The sequence below is a fragment of the Cupriavidus alkaliphilus genome, from assembly GCF_900094595.1.
Lineage (GTDB): Bacteria > Pseudomonadota > Gammaproteobacteria > Burkholderiales > Burkholderiaceae > Cupriavidus > Cupriavidus alkaliphilus.
This window is the reverse complement of record NZ_FMAD01000007.1, coordinates 226,854-249,920: the sequence shown is the minus strand read 5'-3', so window position 1 is coordinate 249,920 and position 23,067 is coordinate 226,854. Positions and strand designations below refer to the sequence as shown.

At 70.7% G+C, this 23,067-nt stretch carries 18 protein-coding genes; 8 read left to right on the top strand and 10 right to left on the bottom strand.

The window, feature by feature from the left end:
- Window positions 1-76: 76 nt before the first annotated feature.
- The 3 genes from tldD to GA0116996_RS16835 all read right to left on the bottom strand — a co-directional run bounded on the left by tldD (window position 77) and on the right by GA0116996_RS16835 (window position 6,813).
- Complete coding sequence (tldD, locus tag GA0116996_RS16845) at window positions 77-1,537, bottom strand: metalloprotease TldD (protein ID WP_092313937.1); 1,461 nt, start codon at window positions 1,535-1,537, stop codon at window positions 77-79.
- Between the two features lie 96 nt (window positions 1,538-1,633).
- Entirely contained in the window at window positions 1,634-2,461 is an 828-nt protein-coding gene (locus GA0116996_RS16840) for a carbon-nitrogen hydrolase family protein (RefSeq protein WP_092313935.1), read from the bottom strand.
- A 17-nt stretch (window positions 2,462-2,478) separates the two neighbouring features.
- Window positions 2,479-6,813, bottom strand: coding sequence for a YhdP family protein (locus tag GA0116996_RS16835; protein WP_208601253.1), 4,335 nt, complete (start codon window positions 6,811-6,813; stop codon window positions 2,479-2,481).
- A gap of 302 nt (window positions 6,814-7,115) precedes the next feature.
- On the opposite strand from GA0116996_RS16835, the gene glnE reads away from it, so the two are divergent.
- Window positions 7,116-9,983 carry a bifunctional [glutamate--ammonia ligase]-adenylyl-L-tyrosine phosphorylase/[glutamate--ammonia-ligase] adenylyltransferase gene (gene glnE, locus GA0116996_RS16830; protein WP_375790487.1) on the top strand — a complete coding sequence of 956 codons (2,868 nt, stop codon included), beginning with the start codon at window positions 7,116-7,118 and terminating at the stop codon, window positions 9,981-9,983.
- Window positions 9,973-10,617 (top strand): rhombosortase, encoded by a 645-nt coding sequence (rrtA, locus tag GA0116996_RS16825; protein WP_092313931.1) that lies wholly within the window; start codon window positions 9,973-9,975, stop codon window positions 10,615-10,617. The genes glnE and rrtA overlap by 11 nt, the downstream gene beginning before the upstream one ends.
- Window positions 10,618-10,632: 15 nt before the next feature.
- Here the strand turns inward: rrtA and mprA are convergent, their stop codons facing one another.
- From mprA to GA0116996_RS16805, 4 genes are all read right to left on the bottom strand, one after another.
- Window positions 10,633-12,264 carry an MprA protease, GlyGly-CTERM protein-sorting domain-containing form gene (gene mprA / locus GA0116996_RS16820; protein ID WP_092313929.1) on the bottom strand — a complete coding sequence of 544 codons (1,632 nt, stop codon included), beginning with the start codon at window positions 12,262-12,264 and terminating at the stop codon, window positions 10,633-10,635.
- A gap of 149 nt (window positions 12,265-12,413) precedes the next feature.
- Window positions 12,414-12,860 (bottom strand): hypothetical protein, encoded by a 447-nt coding sequence (locus tag GA0116996_RS16815; RefSeq protein ID WP_092313927.1) that lies wholly within the window; start codon window positions 12,858-12,860, stop codon window positions 12,414-12,416.
- Window positions 12,861-12,949: 89 nt separating this feature from the next.
- Window positions 12,950-14,692 (bottom strand): DNA repair protein RecN, encoded by a 1,743-nt coding sequence (recN, locus tag GA0116996_RS16810; protein WP_092313925.1) that lies wholly within the window; start codon window positions 14,690-14,692, stop codon window positions 12,950-12,952.
- Between the two features lie 66 nt (window positions 14,693-14,758).
- Window positions 14,759-15,676 (bottom strand): NAD kinase, encoded by a 918-nt coding sequence (locus tag GA0116996_RS16805; RefSeq protein ID WP_018006940.1) that lies wholly within the window; start codon window positions 15,674-15,676, stop codon window positions 14,759-14,761.
- 102 nt (window positions 15,677-15,778) lie between these two features.
- Between GA0116996_RS16805 and hrcA the strand changes: the two genes are divergently transcribed.
- From hrcA to GA0116996_RS16790, 3 genes are all read left to right on the top strand, one after another.
- Window positions 15,779-16,813, top strand: coding sequence for a heat-inducible transcriptional repressor HrcA (gene hrcA / locus GA0116996_RS16800; RefSeq protein ID WP_018006939.1), 1,035 nt, complete (start codon window positions 15,779-15,781; stop codon window positions 16,811-16,813).
- Between the two features lie 106 nt (window positions 16,814-16,919).
- On the top strand, window positions 16,920-18,035 hold the full coding sequence (gene hemH / locus GA0116996_RS16795; protein WP_092313923.1) for a ferrochelatase: 1,116 nt from the start codon (window positions 16,920-16,922) through the stop codon (window positions 18,033-18,035).
- Window positions 18,032-18,427 (top strand): RNA-binding S4 domain-containing protein, encoded by a 396-nt coding sequence (locus GA0116996_RS16790; protein ID WP_092313921.1) that lies wholly within the window; start codon window positions 18,032-18,034, stop codon window positions 18,425-18,427. Before hemH ends, GA0116996_RS16790 begins: the two co-directional genes overlap by 4 nt.
- 62 nt (window positions 18,428-18,489) lie before the next feature.
- Here the strand turns inward: GA0116996_RS16790 and GA0116996_RS28555 are convergent, their stop codons facing one another.
- Window positions 18,490-18,612 (bottom strand): hypothetical protein, encoded by a 123-nt coding sequence (locus GA0116996_RS28555; RefSeq protein WP_260153857.1) that lies wholly within the window; start codon window positions 18,610-18,612, stop codon window positions 18,490-18,492.
- Window positions 18,613-18,937: 325 nt separating this feature from the next.
- Between GA0116996_RS28555 and grpE the strand changes: the two genes are divergently transcribed.
- Window positions 18,938-19,513, top strand: a complete 576-nt coding sequence (grpE, locus tag GA0116996_RS16780; RefSeq protein ID WP_092313917.1) for a nucleotide exchange factor GrpE — start codon at window positions 18,938-18,940, stop codon at window positions 19,511-19,513.
- 99 nt (window positions 19,514-19,612) lie between these two features.
- Complete coding sequence (locus GA0116996_RS16775) at window positions 19,613-20,044, top strand: thioredoxin family protein (RefSeq protein ID WP_092313915.1); 432 nt, start codon at window positions 19,613-19,615, stop codon at window positions 20,042-20,044.
- A 42-nt stretch (window positions 20,045-20,086) separates the two neighbouring features.
- On the opposite strand, the gene GA0116996_RS16770 is transcribed toward GA0116996_RS16775, so the two are convergent.
- Both GA0116996_RS16770 and GA0116996_RS16765 read right to left on the bottom strand, forming a co-directional pair.
- A complete protein-coding gene (locus tag GA0116996_RS16770) occupies window positions 20,087-21,382 on the bottom strand; it encodes a phospholipase A (RefSeq protein ID WP_092313913.1) in 1,296 nt (431 codons plus the stop codon).
- Between the two features lie 133 nt (window positions 21,383-21,515).
- Window positions 21,516-21,947, bottom strand: coding sequence for a DUF1841 family protein (locus GA0116996_RS16765; protein WP_092313911.1), 432 nt, complete (start codon window positions 21,945-21,947; stop codon window positions 21,516-21,518).
- A 100-nt stretch (window positions 21,948-22,047) separates the two neighbouring features.
- Here GA0116996_RS16765 and GA0116996_RS16760 point away from each other — a divergent pair, with 100 nt between their 5' ends.
- Window positions 22,048-22,986 (top strand): DMT family transporter, encoded by a 939-nt coding sequence (locus GA0116996_RS16760; protein ID WP_092313909.1) that lies wholly within the window; start codon window positions 22,048-22,050, stop codon window positions 22,984-22,986.
- The last annotated feature ends 81 nt before the right edge of the window (window positions 22,987-23,067 follow it).

The following is a 23,067-nucleotide window of genomic DNA, read 5'->3' as shown; positions in this document are numbered from 1 at the left end:
CGGCAACTGCGGCCTCGAGCTTGCCGTCCGGGTACTCCCTCTCCCGCAAGCGGGAGAGGGGAGCAAGCCAGCGGCCTCAGGCCGTCCCGCCCACCGTCATGTTCTCGATGCGCAGCGTCGGCTGGCCCACGCCCACCGGCACGCTCTGGCCTTCCTTGCCGCACACGCCCACGCCGGAATCCAGCCGCATGTCGTTGCCGATCATGGTCACGTCCTTGAGCGATTCCGGGCCGTTGCCGACCAGGGTCGCGCCCTTGACCGGGTAGGTGATCTTGCCGTCCTCGATCATGTAGGCCTCGCTCGCCGAGAACACGAACTTGCCGTTGGTGATATCGACCTGGCCCCCGCCGAAATTGACCGCATACAGGCCGCGCTTGACGCTGGCGATGATCTCCTGGGGGTCCTTGTCGCCGTTGAGCATGTAGGTGTTGGTCATGCGCGGCATCGGCAGCGCGGCATAGCTTTCGCGGCGCGCGTTGCCGGTGACCGGCATTTTCATCAGGCGCGCGTTGAGCGTGTCCTGGATGTAGCCGCGCAGGATGCCGTCCTCGATCAGCGTGGTGCACTGGGTCGGGTTGCCTTCATCGTCGAGGTTGAGCGAGCCGCGGCGGTTGGCCAGCGTGCCGTCGTCGACCACGGTCACGCCCTTGGCCGCGACGCGTTCGCCCATGCGGCCGGCGAACGCCGACGAGCCCTTGCGGTTGAAGTCGCCTTCAAGCCCGTGGCCGACCGCCTCGTGCAGCAGCACGCCGGGCCAGCCCGGGCCCAGCACCACGGTCATGGCGCCGGCCGGGGCCGGGCGCGCATCGAGGTTGACCAGCGCCGACGACACCGCCTCGTCCACGTACTGCTGCAGCAGGTCGTCGGTGAAATAGCCGTAGGCATAGCGGCCGCCGCCGCCGGACGAGCCGATCTCGCGGCGCCCGCCCTGTTCGGCGATCACCGTGACCGAGACCCGTACCAGCGGGCGCACGTCGGCGGCGATCACGCCGTCGCTGCGCGCCACCAGCACCACGTCGTATTCGCCGGCCAGGCCCGCCATCACCTGGACCACGCGCGGATCCTTGGCGCGCGCCATGCGCTCGATGCGCTCCAGCAACGCCACCTTTTCCGCCGCGCTCATCGAGTCGAGCGGGTCGTTGGGCGTGTACAGGTTGCGCCCCGCGTGCGTGGCCAGCTCGCCGGCGACCTTGACGCGGCCGCTGCCGGCGCGGCCGATGGTGCGCGTGGCGGCTGCCGCCTGCGACAGCGCGGGCAGGCTGATTTCATCCGAATACGCGAAGGCGGTGCGGTCGCCCGAGACGGCGCGCACGCCCACGCCCTGGTCGATACTGAAGCTGCCCGACTTGACGATGCCTTCCTCCAGGCTCCAGGCCTCGTTGCGGGTGTACTGGAAGTACAGGTCGGCGTAGTCGACCTTGTGCGTGAAGATATCGGCCAGCACGCGCTGGAGCCTGGCTTCGTCCAGGCCGTACGGTGCCAGCAGCAGTTGCTGCGCGGTGGCCAGGTTGCGGATTCCGAGATCGCCGGCGTTCATGAGAGGTCCTTTTTTTCCTTGTGCCGCGCGGGCTGGCCGGCGCGGCAAACAATCCTGTGGGCGAGGGCGCCATCGGCCCCCGCGCTTGCGTACATGCTACAGCACCCGGTGCCGCAATGCCGGGAGGTTCTGCCGGACTTCTTCCAGCCGCGCCGGGTCGATCACGCCGCCGACCACGCCTTCGCCTTCGGGCAGCATCGCCAGCACTTCGCCCCACGGGTCCACCAGCATCGAATGGCCCCAGGTGCGACGGCCGTTCTCGTGCTTGCCGCCCTGCGCCGCCGCCAGCACATAGCACTGGTTTTCGATGGCACGGGCGCGCAGCAGGATTTCCCAGTGGGCCTGCCCGGTGGTGTAGGTGAAGGCGGCCGGCATCAGGATCAGGCTGGTGCCGCCGTCGGCGGCCAGGCCGCGGTACAACTCCGGGAAGCGCAGGTCGTAGCACACCGACATCGCCACCCGGCCGCACGGCGCGTCGAAGCTGACCGGCGAGCGCCCGGCCAGGATGGTGCGGGACTCGTCATAGCTTTCGGTGCCGCGAGTGAAGCCGAACAGGTGGATCTTGTCGTAGCGCGCGATGCGCTCGCCGCGCGGGTTGAAGGCGAGCGAGGTGTTGTACACGCGCTGCGGGTCGTCGCACCACATCGGCAGCGTGCCGCCGACCAGCCAGATGCCATGGCGGCGCGCCGCGTCGGCCAGGAACTGCTGCACCGGGCCGTCGCCGTCGTGCTCGCGCACCGCCACCTTGTCGGATTCGGCGCGGCCCATGATGCAGAAGTATTCGGGCAGCAGCACCAGTTCGGCACCGCCGGCGGCGGCTTCGGCGATGCGCGCCTCGGCGCGCGCCAGGTTGGCGTCTAGCGACGTGCCGGTCACGGTCTGGACGGCGGCAACGCGGAACGGGGCAGGGCTGGCTGGTGTCATGGGCGCGGCATCTTCTTCTAGCGCGGGAAGGCCGGGTCCGCGCGGTTCTGGAAGGTTGGGCCTTGCGCCTTATTGTCCTCCACTTTGCCGACCTGTGGGTTGGCCCAGCTGCCCGAGATGCGGTAGTGCTGGGTGAACATCTTGGAGAACTCGTCGGCGAACAGCAGTTGCGCGGCGAGCGTGCCGATGCCCAGTGCCGGGTTGATAAAGGCGGCCGCGATCGACGTGGTGGTGGCGTTGATGCGCGGCACCACCTCGACCTGCAGGTCCTGGGTCTCGCGCAGCAGGTTGGCGGTGCCGCTCATGCTGGCGATGATCTGCGGGCTGCGCAGCCGGAAGTCCTGGATCGTGCCGACGCCGTTCTCGATGGTGCCGGTGCCGGTGATGCGGTCGAACAGCAGCCCGCGCCCCGAGAGCGTGCGGAAGTCCAGCGTGGCAAAGCGCAGCAGGCCCTGCAGGCTGAGCACGCCGAGCAGGCGCGCCGCGCCCGGATCGACGCTGAGGATCTGGCCGTTCTCCAGGTCCAGCGACAGCTTGCCGGTCAGCGTGGGGTAGTCGATCGACAGCGGCGAGCCGCGCCACGCCACGCGGCCCTCGAGCTTGCCCTTGCCGTCGCTGAGGGTATGCGGCAGCCCCAGCCGGTCCAGCGTCGCGCCGGCATCGCGCACGTCGATGGCGAACGACAGCAGCGTGCGGCGCTCGGCGCTGGCGTCGGCGCGCAGGCGGCGCGGCACGCGCCAGCTGCCGTTGCCGGTCAGGGTGGCGCCGGGCTGTTCGATCTGCAGCTTGTCCAGGGTCCAGACCGGATCGGTGCCGCCGGCACCGGTGTCGGTATGCGCCTTGACCTCGAGCTTGCCGAAGTCGTGGCCGCGCAGCATGAACTGGTCGGCGACCAGGTCGATCGCGGGCAAGGTGTCGATGCTGCTGGCCAGCGCATCGACCACGTTGTGCTCGTCATTGGCATCGGGCACGTTCAGGCGCGCCAGGCGCAAGCGCAGCGAACCGGCGGCAGGCGTCGCGCCCGGGCGCCACTGCGCCGCGCCGGCGATCTGGCGCGAGTCGACCCTGGCGTTCCAGCCATCGGCTTCGCGGCTGGCGTCGAGCGCGACCTCGTCCAGCGTGCGGCCCATGCCATGCAGCGTGCGCGCGCGCAGCGCGATGCGGTTGGGCAGGAACGGCGAGGGCGACTCGCTGGCGCCCGCACCGGCGCCGCCCCCGGCAAAGGCCGCGCGCCAGGCATCGATATCGAGCTGGTCGAAGGTGGCCGCGGCGCTGACGCCGGCAGCCGGCAGCGGCGCCGCCTGCTGCACGCCGATGCCGCCCGCCAGCACTTCGAAGCCGCTGCTGCCGCTACCACTGCCATCGCGGCGCAGCAGGTAGCGCGCGTTGAGCACATTGCCCAGCTGCAGCGCCAGTTCGTCGGTGGCGGCACGCGCGGCATTGGCCGCAGGCGCGGCCGGGCGCAACTCCACGCGCAGCGGCAATGACGGCGCGGCGGCCTTGGCCAAAGGCGCCGGCAGTTGCAGCGCCATGCCGTTGAGATCAGAGTGCAGCTGAACCTGCAACTGCCGCTCGCGCACGCCGATCACGGCGCTGTAGCCGGTGCTGCCTTCCATCCGCGCCGCCAGCGGCGCCAGCGCCGTGCCCGCCGCGGCCTCGCGCAGCCCGGCGGCCGAGGCCTGCCCAGTCGCGCTCACGCGCGTGGCGCCGTCCGGCTGCGTGCCGCCGGCAAGGCGCAGCTCGCCGCCAAGAAAGCGGGCGCGCAGGTTCTCCAGCCCGAAGCCACGCTCGTTGAAGGTGATGACGCCGCTGGCATTGCCCAGCGGCGGCAGCTGCGGGCTGAGCACGACATCGTTGCCGGGAAAGCGGAAGCGGCCATCGACCTTGGCCGCGTCGGCGTGCTCGAGCGGCATCTCGAGCTTGAGCTTGAGCTCGCCGTTGCCGCCGGCCCGGGCCGCGTCGGCCACGTGCCCGGTCCACTCGCGCACCGGCGAGGCGTTGATGTAGCGCACGAAGCCTTGCACCGGCCCGGTGGCGCTGCCGTCGATGGCGAGCTTGCCGCGCGGGCTCAGGTCGTCGATGCGGCCGCTGACATCCTGCAGCGTGACGCCGGCAATGTCCTGCACCGTGGCGCGGCGTGCCAGGAAGGTCATGCCGCCGCGGTCGAACACCACGCGCCCGGCGATATCGGTGAACACCGGCCACGACGATGTACCGGCGGCGCCGTGGGCCGGCTCGTGGCCGGCGTCGTGCGGCGCGATCTGGTAGCTGACGTGTTCGATCGGTACCTCGACGCGGAATTCGCCCGCCTTCTCGTGCGGCGCCTGGAACGGGAAGTGCGCGAGGTCGCCGCGCAGCACGAAGCTGACCCCGGCGGCCTCGCCGCCGGTGAGCGCGCCGGAAAGGTAGTGGCGGGTCGCGGCGGGAATGCTCAGCGGCAGGTAGCGCGGCACGCGCGCCACCCTGGCGCGCGTCATCTCGCCGGCGAGGTCGGCGATGCCCGAGACGCCATCGCCGCCTTCGCGCCAGGTGCCGCGCACCGAGCCGGCGGCGTCGGCATTGGCAAAGCGCACGCCGTCCAGCGTCACCGCGAGCTTGCCGTCGCGCTGCTGCCAGCGCACGTCGCCGGCGATCTGGTCGAACGGCAAGCGCGGGTCTTCGAACAGCCCCGGCAGCACCAGCGCCGCGTCGTTGCCCTCGAAGCGCGCGCTGCCCTGCTGGTCGTCGAGCGAGAAGGTGCCGGACAGGTGCGAGAAGCCCGGCGTGCCCAGGCGCGGATGCCCCGCGGCGTCGAGCGCCGGCACCGCGGGCTGGCCGTTGACGGAGACATCGCGCAGCGTGCCCTGGATGCTGTAGTGGGGCTTGCCGCCGCCGCGCTCGAGCATGCCGGCGCGCGCGCGGGTCCAGCTGACGTTGAGGTTGTCGAGGTGGCCGGCCGGCTGCAGCGCGCGCAACTGGCGCAGCACCGCGGTGTCGATCGGCATCGAGGTGGCCAGCGCGCGCACCGTGTTCAGGTCCAGCGAGGGCGCCTTCAGCGAGAACTTGTTCAGGGTGCCGTCCTTGGCCCGGGCCCAGCCGATGGCGACCTTGCGCATGCCTTCGCGCCAGCTGCCGTCGGCCACCGCGGGTGCGTGGCTGTCGGCGGGCACCGCCGGCTGCTGGGCCTGCAGCGGCTGCCACAGCAGCGTGTCGACGGTCAGCAGGTTGCTGCCGTCGCGCTCGGTGCGGTGCAGCAGCAGGGCCTGCGCATTGGCCAGCCGCAGCGGCGCGGCGGCGCCGGCCAGTTGCAGGTCGACACCGCTGGCGCGCAGCCGGGTCTGGCTGCGCACGATGCGCCCCTGGCGGAATTCGATGCTGCCGTCGGTGCTGAAGGTGCCGCTGGCGACACGCTCGAACATCGCCAGGTAGCGCTGCAGCACCGGCAGCTGCAACTGGCCCAGGTCCCAGGTGGCCTGGCCGGTCCAGTGGCGCCAGTTGCCGGCGCTGTGCAGGTAGTCGTCGCGGAAGGCCGAGCGCACCTCGAGCGGGCGCGGACCCAGTGCCGGCGAGCGCGCTTCCAGGTGGAAGGTGTGGCGCGCGCCGTCGCGGCGGGTGTCGAGGCGGATCTCGCCGATGTCGAGCCGGGGCAGGCGCGCCTTTTCGTCGAGCCAGCGCAGCTTGCCGTCGGACAGCGCCACGCGCCCCTGCGACATCAGCCAGCCCAGGAAGCGATCGTCGTCCTGCTGGCCGCCGGTGGCATCGACCACCATGCCGGCGACCAGCAGCCGCCCCTCGGCGGTGCGGCGCACCAGGATGTCGGTGCCGCTGGCGCTCAGGCTCACGAACTGCAGGTTCATGCTGATCAGCGAACGCCACGCCAGCTTGCCGTCGAGCGTGGCCGCCGACAGCAGCGCGCGCTGCTGGCCGTCCACCGCGCTCAGGCCGCGCGCGCGGAAGGCGGGGTGCCAGCCGTCCCAATAGGTATCGAGCGAGCCGATGCTGACCTGGGCCGACAGCGCCTGCGAGCCGCGCTGTTCCAGCCACTCGCGCGCGGCGGAGGCCTGCGGCCACAACACGAAGCGGATCAGCAGCCCTGCCGCCAGCGCCAGCACGGCCAGCGCCAGGGCCACGCGCACCAGCGCGCGCCCCAGGCCGCGCCAGAACTGATGGCGCACGGCCGCCGCGGCGGCGCGGGCAGCGGTCCGGCCCAGCGCCCCGGCGCGCGCCCACGCGGAGCTCCGGCGGGGGGCGTCAGGGGTGTCGATGCCAAGGGAACCGGTGGGCGCAACGGGCAGCGTGGTGGCGGCCTCGTGCCCGCCCGCGCCGCCATTGGGGGGAGAACCGTCAGCGGGTTGTGGGGCGCGGCTGGACATGCGCAGATTATCCGACAATACTAGCCGCTCTCCAATCTGGTGCCCGGCCGGCTAAAACAAGAAATGCGCAAGCTGCGCGCACCGCAGCAGCGCTGGCGCGTCCGCGGCGCGAGCGGCGGGGCGCCGCAGCGGGGTACCCCTGGCCGCACCTTTCGCACCTTGCTTGCATTTCAAATACTGGAATGACTGCCTCTGATCCGACGAGTTCCGCCGCTGGCGCCGCTGCTGACCAACATGGCGCGCGCGCCACACCGGAACCCGCCCACGCGGCGTCCGTCGCACCGGGGCAGGGCCCCGGCACCATGGCTGCCGGCGCCTTTGCCGTCACCGCGGCGCAGGCGCTGCGGCCGGACGGCGAAGGCCCCCGGGCAGGCGGCGACGTATTGTACTCGGCCGCGTACTCGCACTACGCCCGGCGCGTGCTGCAGGCCCGCCCGGACCTGCCCGAGATCCTCGCCGCCGCGGTGGCGCAGCCGCTCACGCGCGCCTGGATGGAAGCACGGCTGCAGGCGCTGCATGCGCCCTCGGCCGACACCGAAGATGCCGCCAAGCGCGCGCTGCGCCGGTTGCGTGCCGAGGTCATGTGCGCGGTGATCGAGCGCGACCTGCGCGGCCTGGCGACGCTGGGCGAGGTTACCGGCGCCATGACCGACCTGGCCGAACTGGCGATCCAGCACGGCCTGGCGGTGCTGGGCGACGATCTTGCCGCCACCTTCGGCCGCCCGGTCGGCGCCCACAGCGGCGAGGTGCAGGAGCTGGTGGTGGTGGGCATGGGCAAGCTGGGGGGGCGCGAACTCAATGTTTCGTCCGATATCGACCTGATCTTCCTCTACGACGAGGACGGCGAGACCCAGGGCGGCCCGCGCAGCCTGTCCAACCACGAGTACTTCATCCGCCTGGGCCGCCGGCTGATCAACCTGCTCGCCGACGTGACCGCCGACGGCTACGTGTTCCGTGTCGACATGCGGCTGCGTCCCAATGGCGATGCCGGTCCGCTGGCCTGCAGCCTGGGCATGCTGGAGGAATACCTGGTGGTGCAGGGCCGCGAGTGGGAGCGCTATGCCTGGATCAAGGGCCGCGTGGTGTCGGCGCTCGGGTCGCCCCATGCGCAGCGCACCGCTGGCCTGCTGACGCGGCTGACTTCGCCGTTCGTGTTCCGGCGCTACCTTGACTACGGCGTGATCGCGGCGATCCGCTCGCTGCATGCGCAGATCCGCAGCGAGGCCGCCAAGCGCAGCGGCGGCCTGCCCGGGCACGGGGTCAACCAGCGCTCGTTCAATATCAAGCTGGGACGCGGCGGCATCCGCGAGATCGAATTCATGGCGCAGGTGTTCCAGCTGATCCGCGGCGGCCAGGACCCCGCGCTGCGCATCCGGCCGACGCTGGAGGTGCTGGCGGTGGCGGTCGAGCGTGGCCTGCTGCCCCCCGGCCAGGCCGGCCAGCTGGGCGATGCCTACCGCTTCCTGCGCCAGCTCGAACATCGCCTGCAATACCGCGACGACGCCCAGACCCACCACCTGCCGACTTCACCGGACGAGCAGCACGCCGTGGCGCAGATGATGGGCTGCAGCGACTGGCCGGCCTTGCTGGCGCGGCTTGCCGAGCTGCAGGAACCGGTCGCGCAGCAGTTCGAAGCCACCTTCTCCGACCCGGATGCCGGCCCGTGCGAGGCCCTGTGGCCGGACATCGTCATCCACGACAGCGCCGCGCGCGCGCAGGACAACGCCCAGGACCCGTCGCACGCTGAAGGCGACAGCGCGGTGCCGTGCCAGCGGCTGCAGGCGGCCGGCTTTACCGACTGCAACGCGCTGCTGGACCGGCTGCGCGCGATCGCCGCGTCGCTGCGCTATCGCGCGCTGTCCGAAGCCAGCCGCGCGCGCTTCGACCAGCTGGTCAACCGCGCGCTCGACCTGGCCGCGCGCCAGGACGATCCCGATAGCACCATCGGACGCTTTATCGACTTCCTCGAGGCGATCAGCCGGCGCGCCTCCTACCTGTCGCTGCTGTCCGAATACCCGCAGGCGATGGACCGCGTCGCGCAGACGCTGCATGCCTCGCGCTGGGCCGCGGCCTACCTGACGCGCCATCCGCAACTGCTCGACGAGTTGCTCGACAGCGACGCGCTGGCCGGCGCGCCCGACTGGGCCGCGTTCCGCAAGCGCCTGCATGAACGGCTGCTGGCCGCGGAGGGCCAAGTCGAGCAGCAGATGGACATCCTGCGCCGCGAGCACCATGCCGAGACCTTCCGCGTGCTGCTGCAGGACCTGCAGGGCATGCTGACGGTGGAGCAGGTGGCCGACCGCCTGTCGGACCTGGCCGATGCCATGCTCGACGCGACGCTGGAAACGGTGTGGCGCCAGCTCGCCACGCGCCACCGCGAGGCGCCGCGCTTCGCCGTGATCGCCTATGGCCGGCTGGGCGGCAAGGAACTGGGCTATGCCTCCGACCTGGACATCATCTTCCTGTACGACGACGAGCACGAGCGTGCGCCCGAGGTCTATGCCGCCTATGCGCGCCGCCTGATCACCTGGCTCACCAGCCATACCGCGGCCGGCGCGCTGTTCGACGTCGACACGCGGCTGCGCCCCAATGGCGCGGCCGGCCTGCTGGTGACCAGCTTCGACGCGTTCCGCCGCTACCAGCTGCGCGAGGGCGACAACACCGCCTGGGTCTGGGAACACCAGGCGCTCACGCGCGCGCGCTTCTGCGCCGGCGACGCCGCCATCGGCGCGCGCTTCGAGGCGCTGCGCTGCGAGGTGCTGTGCCAGGAGCGCGACGCCGCGGCGCTGCGCGGCGAGATCGCGCAGATGCGCCGCAAGGTGGCCGAAGGCCATCCCAATCCCACCGAGCTGTTCGACCTGAAGCACGATCGCGGCGGCATGGTCGATATCGAATTCACGGTGCAGTACCTGGTGCTGCTGCACAGCCGCGCCCATCCGCAGCTGACGCGCAACGCCGGCAATATCGCGCTGCTGCGCGAGGCCGGCGAGCTGGGCCTGATCGATGCCGCGCTGGCGCTGGCGGTGGGCGACGCCTACCGGCTGTTCCGCGCGCGCCAGCACCAGCTGCGCCTCGACGGCCAGGTCCATGCGCGCGTGGCGCCGGCATCGATGGCCGCGCAGACCGCGGCGGTGGGCACGCTGTGGCAGGCCGTGTTCGGTGAGGACTGACGCCGCGGGGCGGCCGGCACCCGCCGGCGCATCGTGGCCGGGGCTGCTGGCAGCGGTGGCGCTGGTATGGGCGCTGTCGGCGGCGTTCACCTTCCTGCCGTGGTGGCACGCTCATGGCCTGTACCTGCGCGATGCGGTGCGGGTGGACGGGCAGTGGTGGCGCCTGGCCACGGCGATGTGGGTGCACCTGGACGGCCATCACTGGCTGGCCGACATGCTCGCCGCCACCGGCGTGCTGGCGATCTGCGCGCGCGTGGCGCGGGTGCGCAGCCTGCTGCTGGTGCTGGTGGCGTGCGGCATCGCGGTGCAGCTGGCGCTGCTGCGCGTGCCGGCGATTGCCTGGTACGGCGGGCTCTCGGGCGCGTTGCACGGGCTGGCGCTGTGGGGCGCGCTGGGGCTGCTGCGCGCGCCGGGACTGGCGCGCATCACCGGCGTGCTGCTGTGCCTGGGCGTGCTGGCCAAGATCTGGGTGGAACAATCGTGGCTGGCGCCGGTGGTGTTCGATCCGGCGTGGGGCTTCGGCGTGGTGCGCGTGGCGCATGCGGCCGGCGCCGTGGCCGGCCTGCTGTGCTGGGTCTTACAGGAGTGGTGGCTGGCGCGGCGGCCGCCGCGCGATAACGGCGCCGCCGCCTGAGCGCCACCGCTGCCGCTAGCCGCGGCGGCGCAGCGCGAAGCCGCTCAGTCCCGCCAGGGCGAGCAGCAGCCCGCTCCACAGCGGCACCGCGCCGCCGCCACCGCCGCCATCCGCGGCCGGTGCCGGCGCGGCCTGCGCCGGCGGCATGCCCAGCGCGGCCAGCAGCGCGCCGTCGGCATCGAGCAGGCCCGCGCCGCACACACCCGGATTGGTGGTGCAGAAGGTGCCGGAGGGATGCGGGCGCGCCGAACTCTTCAGCGCCGCGGTGACCTGCGCCGGTGTCAGCGAGCCGTTGAGCGTGAACATCATCGACACCACGCCCGAGACCATCGGCGCGGCGAAACTGGTTCCCGCCGACGACGCCACCACGTAGTTGCCCAGCGCCGTCTTGCCGTCGTTGCTGAGCGTGCGGATCACCGAAGGCGTGACCGTGCAGCGGCCGTCGACCACCTGCGAGTTGCCGCAGCCCCCGCCCGGCGCGCTGATCGCCACCTGCGGGCCAACGTTGGCATAGCTGGCGTTCTCGCCGCCGTTGGCGTGCGCGGTAACCGCGATCACGCCGCTGCAGTCGGCCGGCGCCTCGACCGCGCCGCGGTTGTTGCCGGCCGCGGCCACCACCACCACGCCGCGCGCATTCAGGTCGTTGACGGCCTGCTGTTCGATGCCGCTGCAGGTGCCGCCGCCCAGGCTGATATTGACCACGCGCGCCGGATTAGGGTTGTCCGGCACGTTCGGCACCGGCAGGCCGCCGGCCCAGCGCATGCCGTCGACGGTGTCGGACAGCAGCGCGCCGCAGCGTCCCGAGACCCGCACCGGCAGGATGCGCGCATTCCAGTCGACGCCCGCGATATCGCGCGAGTTATTGGTCAGCGCCCCCAGCACGCCGGCCACGCGCGTGCCGTGCCAGCTGTTGTTGGTCTGTTCGGGCGTGGGCGTGCTGCTGCCCGGGCAAGTGAAGCCGGCCGGCAGGTTGTCGCCGGCATCGGTCGGATCGCCGTCGCGGCCGTCGCCGTCATTGGAGACCGTGGTGGTGCTGATGAAGTCGAAGCCGGACAGCAGCCGGCCCTGCAGATCGGGATGGGGCAGGATGCCGGTGTCCACCACCGCCACCACCATGCCGCTGCTGCCGCCGGTGCGGTCCCACGCGCGCGGCAGGTTGACCCCACCCACGGCGGTGCCGGTGCCCTTCAGGTACGGCTGGTTGACCTGGAACTCGGGATCGTCGGGCAGGGTGTCGTGCAGCCGCAGCCAGCGGTCGGGCACGGCGTCGGCCACGCGCGGGTCCTGGCGCAGCCGTGCCGCCGCCGCTTCGGGGTCGGCGGCGAAGGCGTCGGGGAGTTGCAGCAACTGCAGGTTGCCGCCCATGGCGCGGCGTGCCGAGACGGCGATGCCGGTGCGCTCGCTCAGCTGCTTGAGGGCTTCGGCGGCAGCCGGCGACTTGACGGCGCCGTTGCCATCGACCGCGGTGGTGCCGTCGCGCCAGCGCACGATGACGTGGCCGGTATAGGCCGGTGCGGACTGCGCGCCGGCTGCGAGTGCCGTGCCGGTCGGGACCGCGCCGCAGGCAGCGGCAGCGGCCATGGCGATGGCCCGCCAGCGGCGGGCCGCGAAGTTGCGGCAGAACACGGACAGCGCGGATTGCGGCATGGATTTCCTCCTCCCTGGGGCGTAGCGCGCGGGCCGGGGCCGGCGCGTGGGCATGTTATGTAGCGAATACGATCCAGCCGGGTTGTGCAAGGGCGGTTTTTGGTCTTGTCCCCGTTCGTTAGTGCGGCATTCCGTACAGATTTCCAGCCTTAGCGCGGTGGCATGTCGCGGCTGGTTGGAATATTGCGGCTGGGCTTGAGCAGCCGGTCCGGTTCGGCGGTCTCGATGCGCGGCGTGGCGCGCAGCGTGTCGACGGCCTGGTCGAGGGTGGCATCCGCCGACGGCGAGATCGCCGTGACCAGCCAGACCCCACCCGACATCGGCCGCTTGACCACGTAGCGGATCGGGCCCTTGATCTCGGCCAGCAGCTTGCCGGCGTCTTCGGACAGGTCCACCGCGGGCGGCTTGAAGCGGACCATGATGTCGCCAAGCGCACGGTCATCGCTGATGCTGCCCGGCGGCGGCGCCGAAGCCTTGGGCTGGGCCTGGCAGGCGGACAGCGCCAGCAGTGCGGCCGAGGCGGCGGTGGCAATGGCCAGCACCGCGCGCAGCGAGGCGCGCGGGCGGTGGCCGATGGGCGGCGCTGAGCGGGTCATGGGGAAGCTCCTGTCGATTGATAAATTGGCACGATGCCACGCAAGGCCGCACAAGGTGGCGCGAGCGTTGGCCTTAGCCTTACTTGGCCTTAGCCGGCGGCGACGCGGCGGCCGCGCTTGCCCGCGCGCGCGGGCTGGCCGGCGCCGCTGTCGGCCATGCCCTGCGCCAGCATCTCCTCGGCATGTTGCAACGTCGTGGCGGTGACGGTGGCGCCGCCCAGCATGCGCGCGGTCTCGACCACGCGTCCGGCCGGGTCGAGCACGCGGATGCGCGACCGCGTCACCGAAGCATCGGCCTCGGCCGTGGTTTCCTTGCTGACCAGCAGGTGGGTGCCGGCCTGCGCCGCCACTTGCGGCAGGTGGGTCACGCACAGCACCTGGCGCGCGCGGCCGAGTTCCTGCAGGCGCCGGCCCACCACCTCGGCGACCGCGCCGCCGATGCCGGTGTCGACCTCGTCGAAGATCAGCGTGGGCGTGGGCGAGGCTTCGCTGGTGATCACCGAGATCGCCAGGCTGATGCGCGCGAGTTCGCCGCCGGAGGCCACCCGGGCCAGCGGCCGCGCGCTGACGCCGGCGTGGCCCGCCACCAGGAACTCGACCTGCTCGAGGCCGTAGCTCTGGCCTTCGTCGAGCGCATTGAGCGCCGCGACGAAGCTGCCGCCGGCCATCGACAGGCCCTGCATGGCGTCGGTGACCGCGCCGGACAGCGCCTGCGCGGCTTGCTTGCGGGCGTGGCTGAGATGCTGCGCCAGCGTCAGGTAGGCGGCCTTGGCGGCGGCCTCGCGCGCCATCACCTTGTTCAGGTCCTGCGCGGCCTGCAGGTCGTCGAGCTGCTGGCGGCGCGCGACCAGCTCATCGGCGAGCTGCTCGGGCGGCAGGCGATACTTGCGCGCGGTGGCGTGCAGCGCCTGCATGCGCTCTTCCACCACCTGCAGCCGCTCGGGATCGAGCTCGAGCCGGTCGACATAGCGCGTCAGCGAATGCGCGGCTTCCTCGGCCTGCACCTGCGCCGGCTCGAGCGCGGCCAGCACGTCGCGTAGCGCGGGATCGACATCGGCCAGCTGCTGCAGCCGGTGCACGATGCCGTTGAGCGCCGACAGCACCGAGCCGTCGGCCTCGGACAGCGCATCGAGCGCGGCGCGGCTGCCGTCGATCAGGCCGGCGGCGTGCGAGAGCCGGTTGTACTCCGACTGGATCTCGTCCCATTCGCCCGGCTGCGGGTTGAGCTTGTCCAGTTCCCCCACCTGCCATTCGAGCCGCTCGCGCTCGAGCTGCATCTCGCGCGACTGGTGCTCGACCGCTTCGCGCTGGCGCACGCAGGCACGCCAGGCACGCCAGGCCTCGGCCACCGCGGCGGCCTGCTGGGTCAGGCCGGCGTGGGCGTCGAACAGCAGCCGCTGCGCATCCGGGCGCAGCAGTTGCTGGTGCGCATGCTGGCCATGGATGTCCACCAGCTGGTCGCCGACTTCGCGCAACTGCGCCAGGGTGGCGGCGGCGCCGTTGATAAAGGCCTTGCTGCGGCCGCCGGCATCGACGGTGCGACGCAGCAGCACGGTCGGCACGCCGCCGTCTTCTTCGCTGTTGAGCTCGCGCTCGGCCAGCCACGCATCGAGCGCGGCATGGGTCGAAAAGATGGCGCTGACGCTGGCGCGCGGCGCGCCTTCGCGCACCACGCCGGCATCGGCGCGCTCGCCCAGCACCAGCGCCAGGGCGTCGATCAGGATCGACTTGCCGGCCCCGGTCTCGCCGGTGAACACGGTAAAGCCGGAGGCGAAGTCCAGGTCGAGGGTGTCGACGATGACGAAATCACGGATGGACAGGCTGCGCAGCATCGTGGCGGGAAAGGTGGTCGGTCCGATGAAGGCTCGGGCTCGGGCTGAGGGGCGACTGGAAAGCGCTCAGAGGCGGTTGTCTTCGGACGGGTATTCGTGCCAGTGCAGCTTCTTGCGCAGCGTGGCGTAATAGTTGTAGCCCACCGGGTGCAGCAGGTTGATGGTCTTCTGCGAGCGCCGTACCACGATGCGGTCGCCCGGCAGCAGCGAGGTCAGCGACTGCATGTCGAAGTTGACGCTGGCGTCGCGCGCGCTGGCCACCTCGATGGTGACCTCGGCGTCGTGCGGCAGCACGATCGGCCGGTTCGACAGCGCGTGCGGGGCGATCGGCACCAGCACCACGCCCGACAGCGTGGGATGCAGGATCGGGCCGCCGGCCGACAGCGCGTAGGCAGTCGAGCCGGTCGCGGTCGACACGATCAGGCCGTCGGAACGCTGGTTGTACATGAAGTGGCCGTCGACCGAAACCGCCAGCTCGACCATGCCGGAGATGCCGGAGCGGTTCACCACCACATCGTTCAGCGCCAGCGCGGAGAAGATGTCCATGTCGTCGCGCACCACGCGCGAGGCCAGCAGCAGGCGGGTCTCGGACTCGTAGCGGCCGTCGAGCATGTCGGGCAGCACGGTGTGCGCGTCTTCCAGCGCAATATCGGTCATGAAGCCGAGGCGCCCGTGGTTCACGCCGATCAGGGGCACGTCATAGCCGGCAAGCTGGCGGGCGATGCCCAGCAGCGTGCCGTCGCCTCCCAGCACCACGGCCACGTCGGCCTGCGTGCCGATCTCTTCGGCGGACAGGGCGGGGTAGGCGGTCAGCCCGGTGGCCAGCGCGGTCTCGCGCTCGAACACCACATCCTGGCCGTTGCGCAGGATATAGGAGGCGATTTCTTCCAGCGGCCCTTCGATGCCGGCGGTGGAGTACCTGCCCACCAGGGCGACGGTCTTGAATGGAGTGCGCACGGCGCTGGCTTTGGCTGGGGCGGACATGCCGGGATTAGACCATACCGCCGTGACGGTTGTCAGCAGGCGCCGGCGGCCCATCCGGCCGGTCCGCCAGAAGGTCCAAAACTTGCGTAAAATCGGGGCATCATGGATGAACGTTCCAAAACGCTGCTCAAGACCCTGATCGAGCGCTACATTGCCGAAGGCCAGCCGGTCGGTTCCCGCACCCTGTCCAAGTACTCGGGGCTGGACCTGTCGCCGGCGACGATACGCAATGTGATGTCCGATCTCGAGGAAATGGGCTTTATCGCCAGCCCGCACACGTCGGCCGGCCGGATCCCGACGCCGCGCGGCTACCGGCTGTTCGTCGACTCGATGCTGACTGCCAAGCCGCTCGAGCGCAACGCCGACCTGGCCGAGCTGACCGGGCAGATCCAGGACCAGCTCGGCGGCCAGCAGCTGGGCCCGCAGCGCATGATCACCGCGGCCGCGCGCACGCTGTCGAACCTGTCGCACTTTGCCGGCGTGGTGATGACGCCGCGCCGCGCGCAGGCGTTCCGGCAGATCGAGTTCATGCGGCTGTCGGACAAGCGCATCCTGCTGATCATCGTCAGCCCCGAGGGCGACGTGCAGAACCGCATCATCCAGACCGAGCTCCCCTACACGCCGGCGCAGCTGATCGAGGCCGCCAATTTCTTCAATTCGCACTATGCCGGCATGAGCTTCGACACCGTGCGCAGCCACCTGCGGCTGGAGCTGCAGGACCTGCGCCGCGACATGTCGCAGCTGATGCAGGCCGCGGTCGAGGCCGGCAGTGCCGCCGAGGACGAGGACGACGACCACGTCTACATCAGCGGCGAGCGCAAGCTGCTCGAAGTCGACGACCTCGCCTCGAGCATGGACAAGCTGCGGCGCCTGTTCGACGTGTTCGAGCACAAGACCAGCCTGCTGCAGCTGCTGGACGTGTCCAGCCATGCGCAGGGCGTGCAGATCTTCATCGGCGGCGAAAGCCAGCTGGTGCCGATCGAAGACATGGCGGTCATCACCGCGCCGTACGAGGTCGACGGGCAGATCGTCGGCACGCTGGGGGTGATCGGCCCCACGCGCATGGCCTACGAGCGCGTGATCCCGATCGTCGACATTACCGCGCGGTTGCTGTCCAGCGCGCTGAGCCAGAACTAGTGGTCCTGCGTTCCGGTCTGACCGGCGGCTCTATTCCCGCCGCGCGGGCCCGGCGCCAGTGCGCCGCGCCCGCCCCATCCCGGCATCGCGCCAACCCGGAAGCGACATGACGTTTTCTCCCGAACCGGCCTACCAGCACGGCCAGGCGCCGCGCACGGCGATCCTGCTGGTCAACCTGGGCACACCCGATGCCCCCACGCCCAAGGCGGTGGGGCGCTACCTGAAGCAGTTCCTGTCCGACCCGCGCGTGGTGGAGATTCCGCGCGCGGCGTGGCTGCCGCTGCTGTACGGCGTGATCCTGCCGCTGCGCTCGCGCGCGTCGGCGCTCAAGTACGAATCGATCTGGCTGCGCGAGGCCCATATGACGGGCTCGCCGCTGCTGGTCTACAGCGAGCGCCAGGCGCACGCGCTGCAGCGGCTGCTGCACCAGAACGGCCACGACGTGACGGTGGCGTGCGCGATGCGCTACGGCAACCCGTCGATCGCCTCGGTGATGGAAGCGCTGCGCCGCCAGGGCTGCGAGCAGGTGCTGGTGCTGCCGATGTATCCGCAATACTCGGGCACCACCACGGCCACGGCCTTCGACGAGGTGTTCCGCGTGCTGGGCCAGTGGCGCAACCAGCCAGAGCTGCGGCTGGTCAAGCATTTCCATGACCATCCCGCGTATATCTCGGCGCTGCAGCAGCAGGTCGGCGCCTACTGGAGCCGGCACGGCATGCCGGATTTCGGCCAGGGCGACAAGCTGATCCTGTCGTTCCACGGCGTGCCGCGGCGCACGCTCGAGCTGGGCGATCCCTACCACTGCGAATGCCTGAAGACCGGCCGCCTGCTGGGCGAGGCGCTGGGCCTGCAGCCCGGGCAGTACCAGGTGACGTTCCAGTCGCGCTTCGGCAAGGCCGAGTGGCTGCAGCCCTATACCGCGCCGACGCTGGCGGAACTGGGCAAGGTCGGGGCCGGGCGCGTGGACGTGTTCTGCCCGGGCTTTCCGGCGGACTGCATCGAAACGCTGGAAGAAATCGCCATGGAAGGCCAGACTGAGTTCAAGGTCGCGGGCGGCAAGGACTTCCATTTCATTCCATGCATGAACGATGCCGCGCCGTGGGTGGCGGCGATGGCGGAGATCGCGCTGCAGCACCTGCAGGGCTGGCCGCTTGCCACGCCGCATGCGCATGATCTGGAGGCGCGGCGCACGCGTGCGCAGGCGCGGGGAGCGGCGGCATGAACGTGGATTTCGACGCGGATGCGCGCCAGCGCATCGACAAATGGCTGTGGTGCGCGCGTTTCTTCAAGACGCGCTCGCTCGCGGCCGAAGCGGTGGAGCGCGGCAAGGTGACGGTGAACGGCCAGCTGTGCAAGAACTCGCGCGAGGTCAAGCCCGGCGACAAGGTTGCGCTGGAAGCACACCAGCAGCGCTGGGAGCTGGAAGTGAAGGGCATCGCCGCGGCGCGCGGGCCGGCGCCGGTGGCGCAGACGCTGTATCAGGAAAGTGCCGAGAGCCAGTCGCGCCGGGCCGCCGACGCGGAGCGCCGGCGCCTGCAGCCCGAGCCCTCCGCGCAGCTCCAGGGGCGCCCGACCAAGCGTGACCGCCGCCGCATCGACGACTTCAACAGCTGAGATGGCAGCGCGGCGGCACCGTTGCCGGTGCCGCCGCGCGATGGATCGCCAGGTGGGGCAGCTTATTCCTGCGCGACGTCCTGGCTGACGAAGGGAACGATGTAGTGCTTGAACACCGCCTTGCCACTGCCATACTCCGTATCGCGCGGGGTGAAGGCGCCGGACAGGCAGATAAAGACGGTCATGACCGCCAATGCGGCCACGAGGCACAAAGTCACGACTGGGAGCTTATGCATGGCCAACCTTTCGGAAGCGGCACAAAAATGAACCATCTCCAAGGCCCTCGACATTTTTGTCATTTTTCTTACTAGGAATCTTAGTGAGGGCGTTGGCGCAAAGCAATAAGGCGTCGATTGCATCGGGCCGGGCTTTGTAACCGTGTGTTTCGGCGTCGCGCCGGCGCCACTCTTGAAATGCGGCGAGCTGCCACCACCTGCGTCGGGCACACGCCGATTTACCACCCGCGGCCAGCTCACGGCGGGCCGCGACACTGCATTGATACGGATCGACATGGAAGACCAGAAGCAGACGCCATCCAACCAGACTGCGACGCCTGCGGGCGATGAGGTGGCCAGCACCGCCACCGCCAGCCCGGAGACCGGCGCGCCCGACACCGCGGCTACCGCCGTGGACGACGTGGCGGCCCAGCTGGCCGCCCTGGAAGCCAAGGCCAGCGAGCATTACGACCTGTACATGCGCGCCGTGGCCGAAGGTGAGAATATCCGCCGCCGGGCGCAGGAAGATGTCGCCAAGGCGCACAAGTTCGCCATCGAGAACTTTGCCGACAACCTGCTGCCGGTGATGGACAGCCTGCAGGCCGCGCTGGCCGACGGCTCCGGCGATATCGCCAAGCTGCGCGAAGGCGTGGAACTGACCGCGCGCCAGCTGGCCGCCGCCTTCGAGCGCGGCAAGATCGTCGAACTCAACCCGGTAGGCGAGAAGTTCGACCCGCACCGCCACCAGGCCATCTCGATGGTGCCGGCGGAGCAGGAGCCCAACACCGTGGTGACCGTGCTCCAGCGCGGCTACACCATTGCCGACCGCGTGCTGCGCCCCGCGCTGGTCACGGTGGCGGCGCCCAAGTAAGCCGCCGGCCGTGCCGGCCCGACGCCCGGTGCCAGCCGGCCCGGGCGTTCGTCATTGGCAGCGAGCCTCAGCCGGGGCGAACCGCATCAGGAGCGAATCATGAGCACCGAACCGCAAGCCGGCGCGCCGGATCCGTCCGCGGCCCCGCATCTGGACCACCGCGCCTTTGACGCCTTTGCCATGCGCGAGGTCGACGCGGCCACCATCGACGGCGCCATCGCCGCGGCCGGCGACGCGCTGGTGTGCGTGTTCTTCTGGGGCGTCGACTGCTTCAACTGCGAAATGGCGAAGAAGGCGATGCTGGCCAACCCCGGGCCGGTGCGCGCGCTGGATCTGCACTGGCTGCACGCCAACGTCTATGCGCACCCGGAACTGGGGCGGCGCTTCGGCCTGCACGGCATCCCGGTGTTCATGTTCTTCCAGAACGGCAAGAAGCTGGGCCGGGCCACCGGCTGGCACGGACACGGGCAGTTCGCCGCGGCCGTGGCCAATGCGCGCCTGAAGGCCAGCGGCAAGCCGCTGGCCGGCTAGCCGCCCGGCTTCAGCGCATCAGCGCATCAGTGCATCAGCGCGTCAGCGCGTCAGCGCGTAGCCGATGCGGAACTGCCAGGGCAGCTTGTGGTTGTAGTCGAGCAGGCTCTCGCCATAGCCGACGAAATATCCCGCCATCAGGTACCCGGCCGTGCCGGGGATCAGCCGCGCCATCGGGTAGGTCAGCTGCGCGTCGACGCTGCCGTACCACTTGCGCGTGCCCTTGCGCAGCGTTGCCGAAAGCTCCCATGAGTCCGGCCGCCCATAGGCGATGCCCAGGTCCATGAAGCCGCGGTAGTGGGCGATGTCCGGGTTGTCGGCCTTTTCCACATAGGCGTAGAGCTTGGGCGCGACGCGCCAGTGCCAGTCGTTCTGGTCGCCAAAATAGAAGGTCGGCTTGACGAACACCGTGTTGATGCTGCGCGACTCCACGCCATTGCGGCCGTTGGACTCATGCTCCAGGCCGGTGGCCAGCGACATCCGGCTGATCACGCTGTTGCGCACCCCGGTATCCGACAGGTAGTAGAACAGGCTGGGCCGGTAGTTGGTGTCGCGGAACGGCGCCGAATCCTCGCTCAGGTCCCACAGCGAGAACTGGGTGTAGCTGAAATAGAGGTTGTCGAACAGGCGCTTCGAGGCAGGGTCCTCGCCCTCGAAGATGCGGTACTTGAAGCTGAACTGGAACTTGGCGTTGGCGCCACCGTGCGCGCCGGCCAGGAAGTACATCGGGTCGTGGAACGACAGCCGGGCGCTGTCGCGCAGGTCGGCCGGGGCGGGCGCCGTGGCCTCGGCCGTGGTGATCCCCGTCACCGGGACGGGGGCGCTGTCGGCGGATTCAGCGCTGTCCACTGTGGCCGGCGCCTGGCTGGCCACCGGCGGCGTCGACGTGGCCGTCTCGCCCGGCTGGGGCAGCCGGTTCAGCGTGACCAGCACCGGAGCGGCGTCGATGCCGGTGGCATCCAGCCGCACGTGGCCGCGCAGCACCGGCGGCAGCGCCACCGTGTAGCGGATGGCGCGATGCTCGCCGCGGCGCAGGTTGACCACGGCGGGGCCGGAGACCTCGCGCCACAGCACCAGCCGCACCGGTGCCAGCAGGTCGCCTGAGGCGGTCACTTCCAGTGTGTCGGGAATACGGTAGCGGCGCGTGGTGTTGTCGGCCGACACCACCAGGGTCAGCGTCAGCGGCTGGTTGCCGTCGATCACGCGTGGCGGCTGCAGCAGCGCCACGCCGGCATGGCCGGCCAGCGGCCAGGCAAGCATCAGCGACAGGCAGAGCGGGGCGACGGCACGGCTGGCTGGCGCCAGGCGCTGCCGCGGGAAAAGGGCATTACGGGGCATGAAGATGAGCGACGTTGCCGGGTGATGGCAACGCAACTAGGGGAAAACTCGGAGCCCAAAGCCTACCACGCACGCCCAAAAGGATTGTGAGGAATTGTACGCTGCACTTTTTGCGCGTACCTGCGGGCGGCGGTCAGCGGTTGGCGCGGCGCTTGACGCAATCGACGTAGTGGTCGCCGTCCGGCGGCTGGCCGCTGCGCTGGGCCTGCCACAGCATCTCGCCCAGGCATTCCATCACCTGGTGCTGGGCTTCGTGCGGGGAATCGAGCCGGCGCGCCAGCGCCTCGTAGGCCTGGCGGATGCCGCGCGGCTGGTCGACCGAGACCTGCTCCGAAATCGACAGGTGCATCGCCAGGTGCAGGAAGGGATTGGTCTGGCCTTGCTCGGGCGTGTAGTCCTGCGCCAGCGCGCCTTCGGTGTCGCGCAGCAGCGCGTGGTACTCGGGGTGCTCGCCGATCCAGTCGACGGCGATGGCTTCCAGCGGGGTCAGCACGCCGCCTGCGATCTGCTTCTGCCAGGCATCGCAGAAGAACCGGCGGACTTCTTCTCGTGAGGGATTGAACATGGTGGCGCCATTGTAGACGACGGGGGCAAGCCTTGCCGGCGGCCCGACCGTGGCGATGGCGCCAAGTAGAATGCGGGATCGCCGACTCTCTGCCCGCCCGATGAGCGCTTCCGCCCCCACCGCCCCGACCGCTGCCCGCGACAAGCTGGCCGGCGTGCTGCTGATCGCGGTCTCGGCCAGCGCCTTCGGCGCCATGGCCATCTTCGCCCGTTTTGCCTACGCCGCCGGCGCGGACGTGTACGGGCTGCTGCTGGTGCGCTTCCTGCTGGCCGCGGCGGCGCTGGCGTGGGTGATGCGCACGCGCGGCATCGCGCTGCCGCGGTGGCGCCGCGTGCTGGCCCTGGCGGCGATGGGGGGCATCGGCTATGTCGGCCAGTCGTTCTGCTTCTTCAGCGCGCTCAACCACGCACAGGCCAGCCTGGTGGCGCTGCTGCTGTACCTGTACCCGCTGTTCGTGACCATCCTCGCGGCCATCTTCCTGAAAGAGCGGCTGACCACTGCCGCGGTGGTGGCACTGGTGCTGTGCTCGGTCGGGGCCGGGCTGACGGTCGGGGGCGGCGCGGGCTCGCCGCTGGGGATTGCGCTGGGGCTGGCGGCGGCGGTGATCTATTCCGTCTACATCATCGTCGGCGCGCGCCTGACCGCGGGCGTCAATCCGATCGCCACCACCACCGTGATCTGCACCGCGGCGGCGCTGGTCTACGGCGTGGTCGGCATGCTGCGCGCCGGCGCCGGCACGCCGCCGCAGTTCCCGGCCGATGCCGGCGGCTGGCTGGCACTCGCGGGGATCGCGTTGCTGTCTACCGTGCTGGCGATCCTGACCTTCTTTGCCGGGCTGCAGCGCCTGGGCGCGGCGCAGGCGTCGATGCTGTCGACGCTGGAGCCGGTGGTCACCGTGGTGCTGGCGGCCTTGCTGCTGGGCGAGCAGATCGGCGCGGCGCAGGCGCTGGGCGGCGGCCTGATTCTGGCGGGGGTGCTGTGGCTGACCCGCCGCGGCAGCGCGCCGGCGCCGGCGCAGGCGGACGTGCAAGGGAATTGAACGGGTTGCTCAAAGGCGCTGTCGCGAGGCGCGCCAGCGCTTGGGTACAATCGCGCCTTCTCTCACCTCCCGTACAGAAAG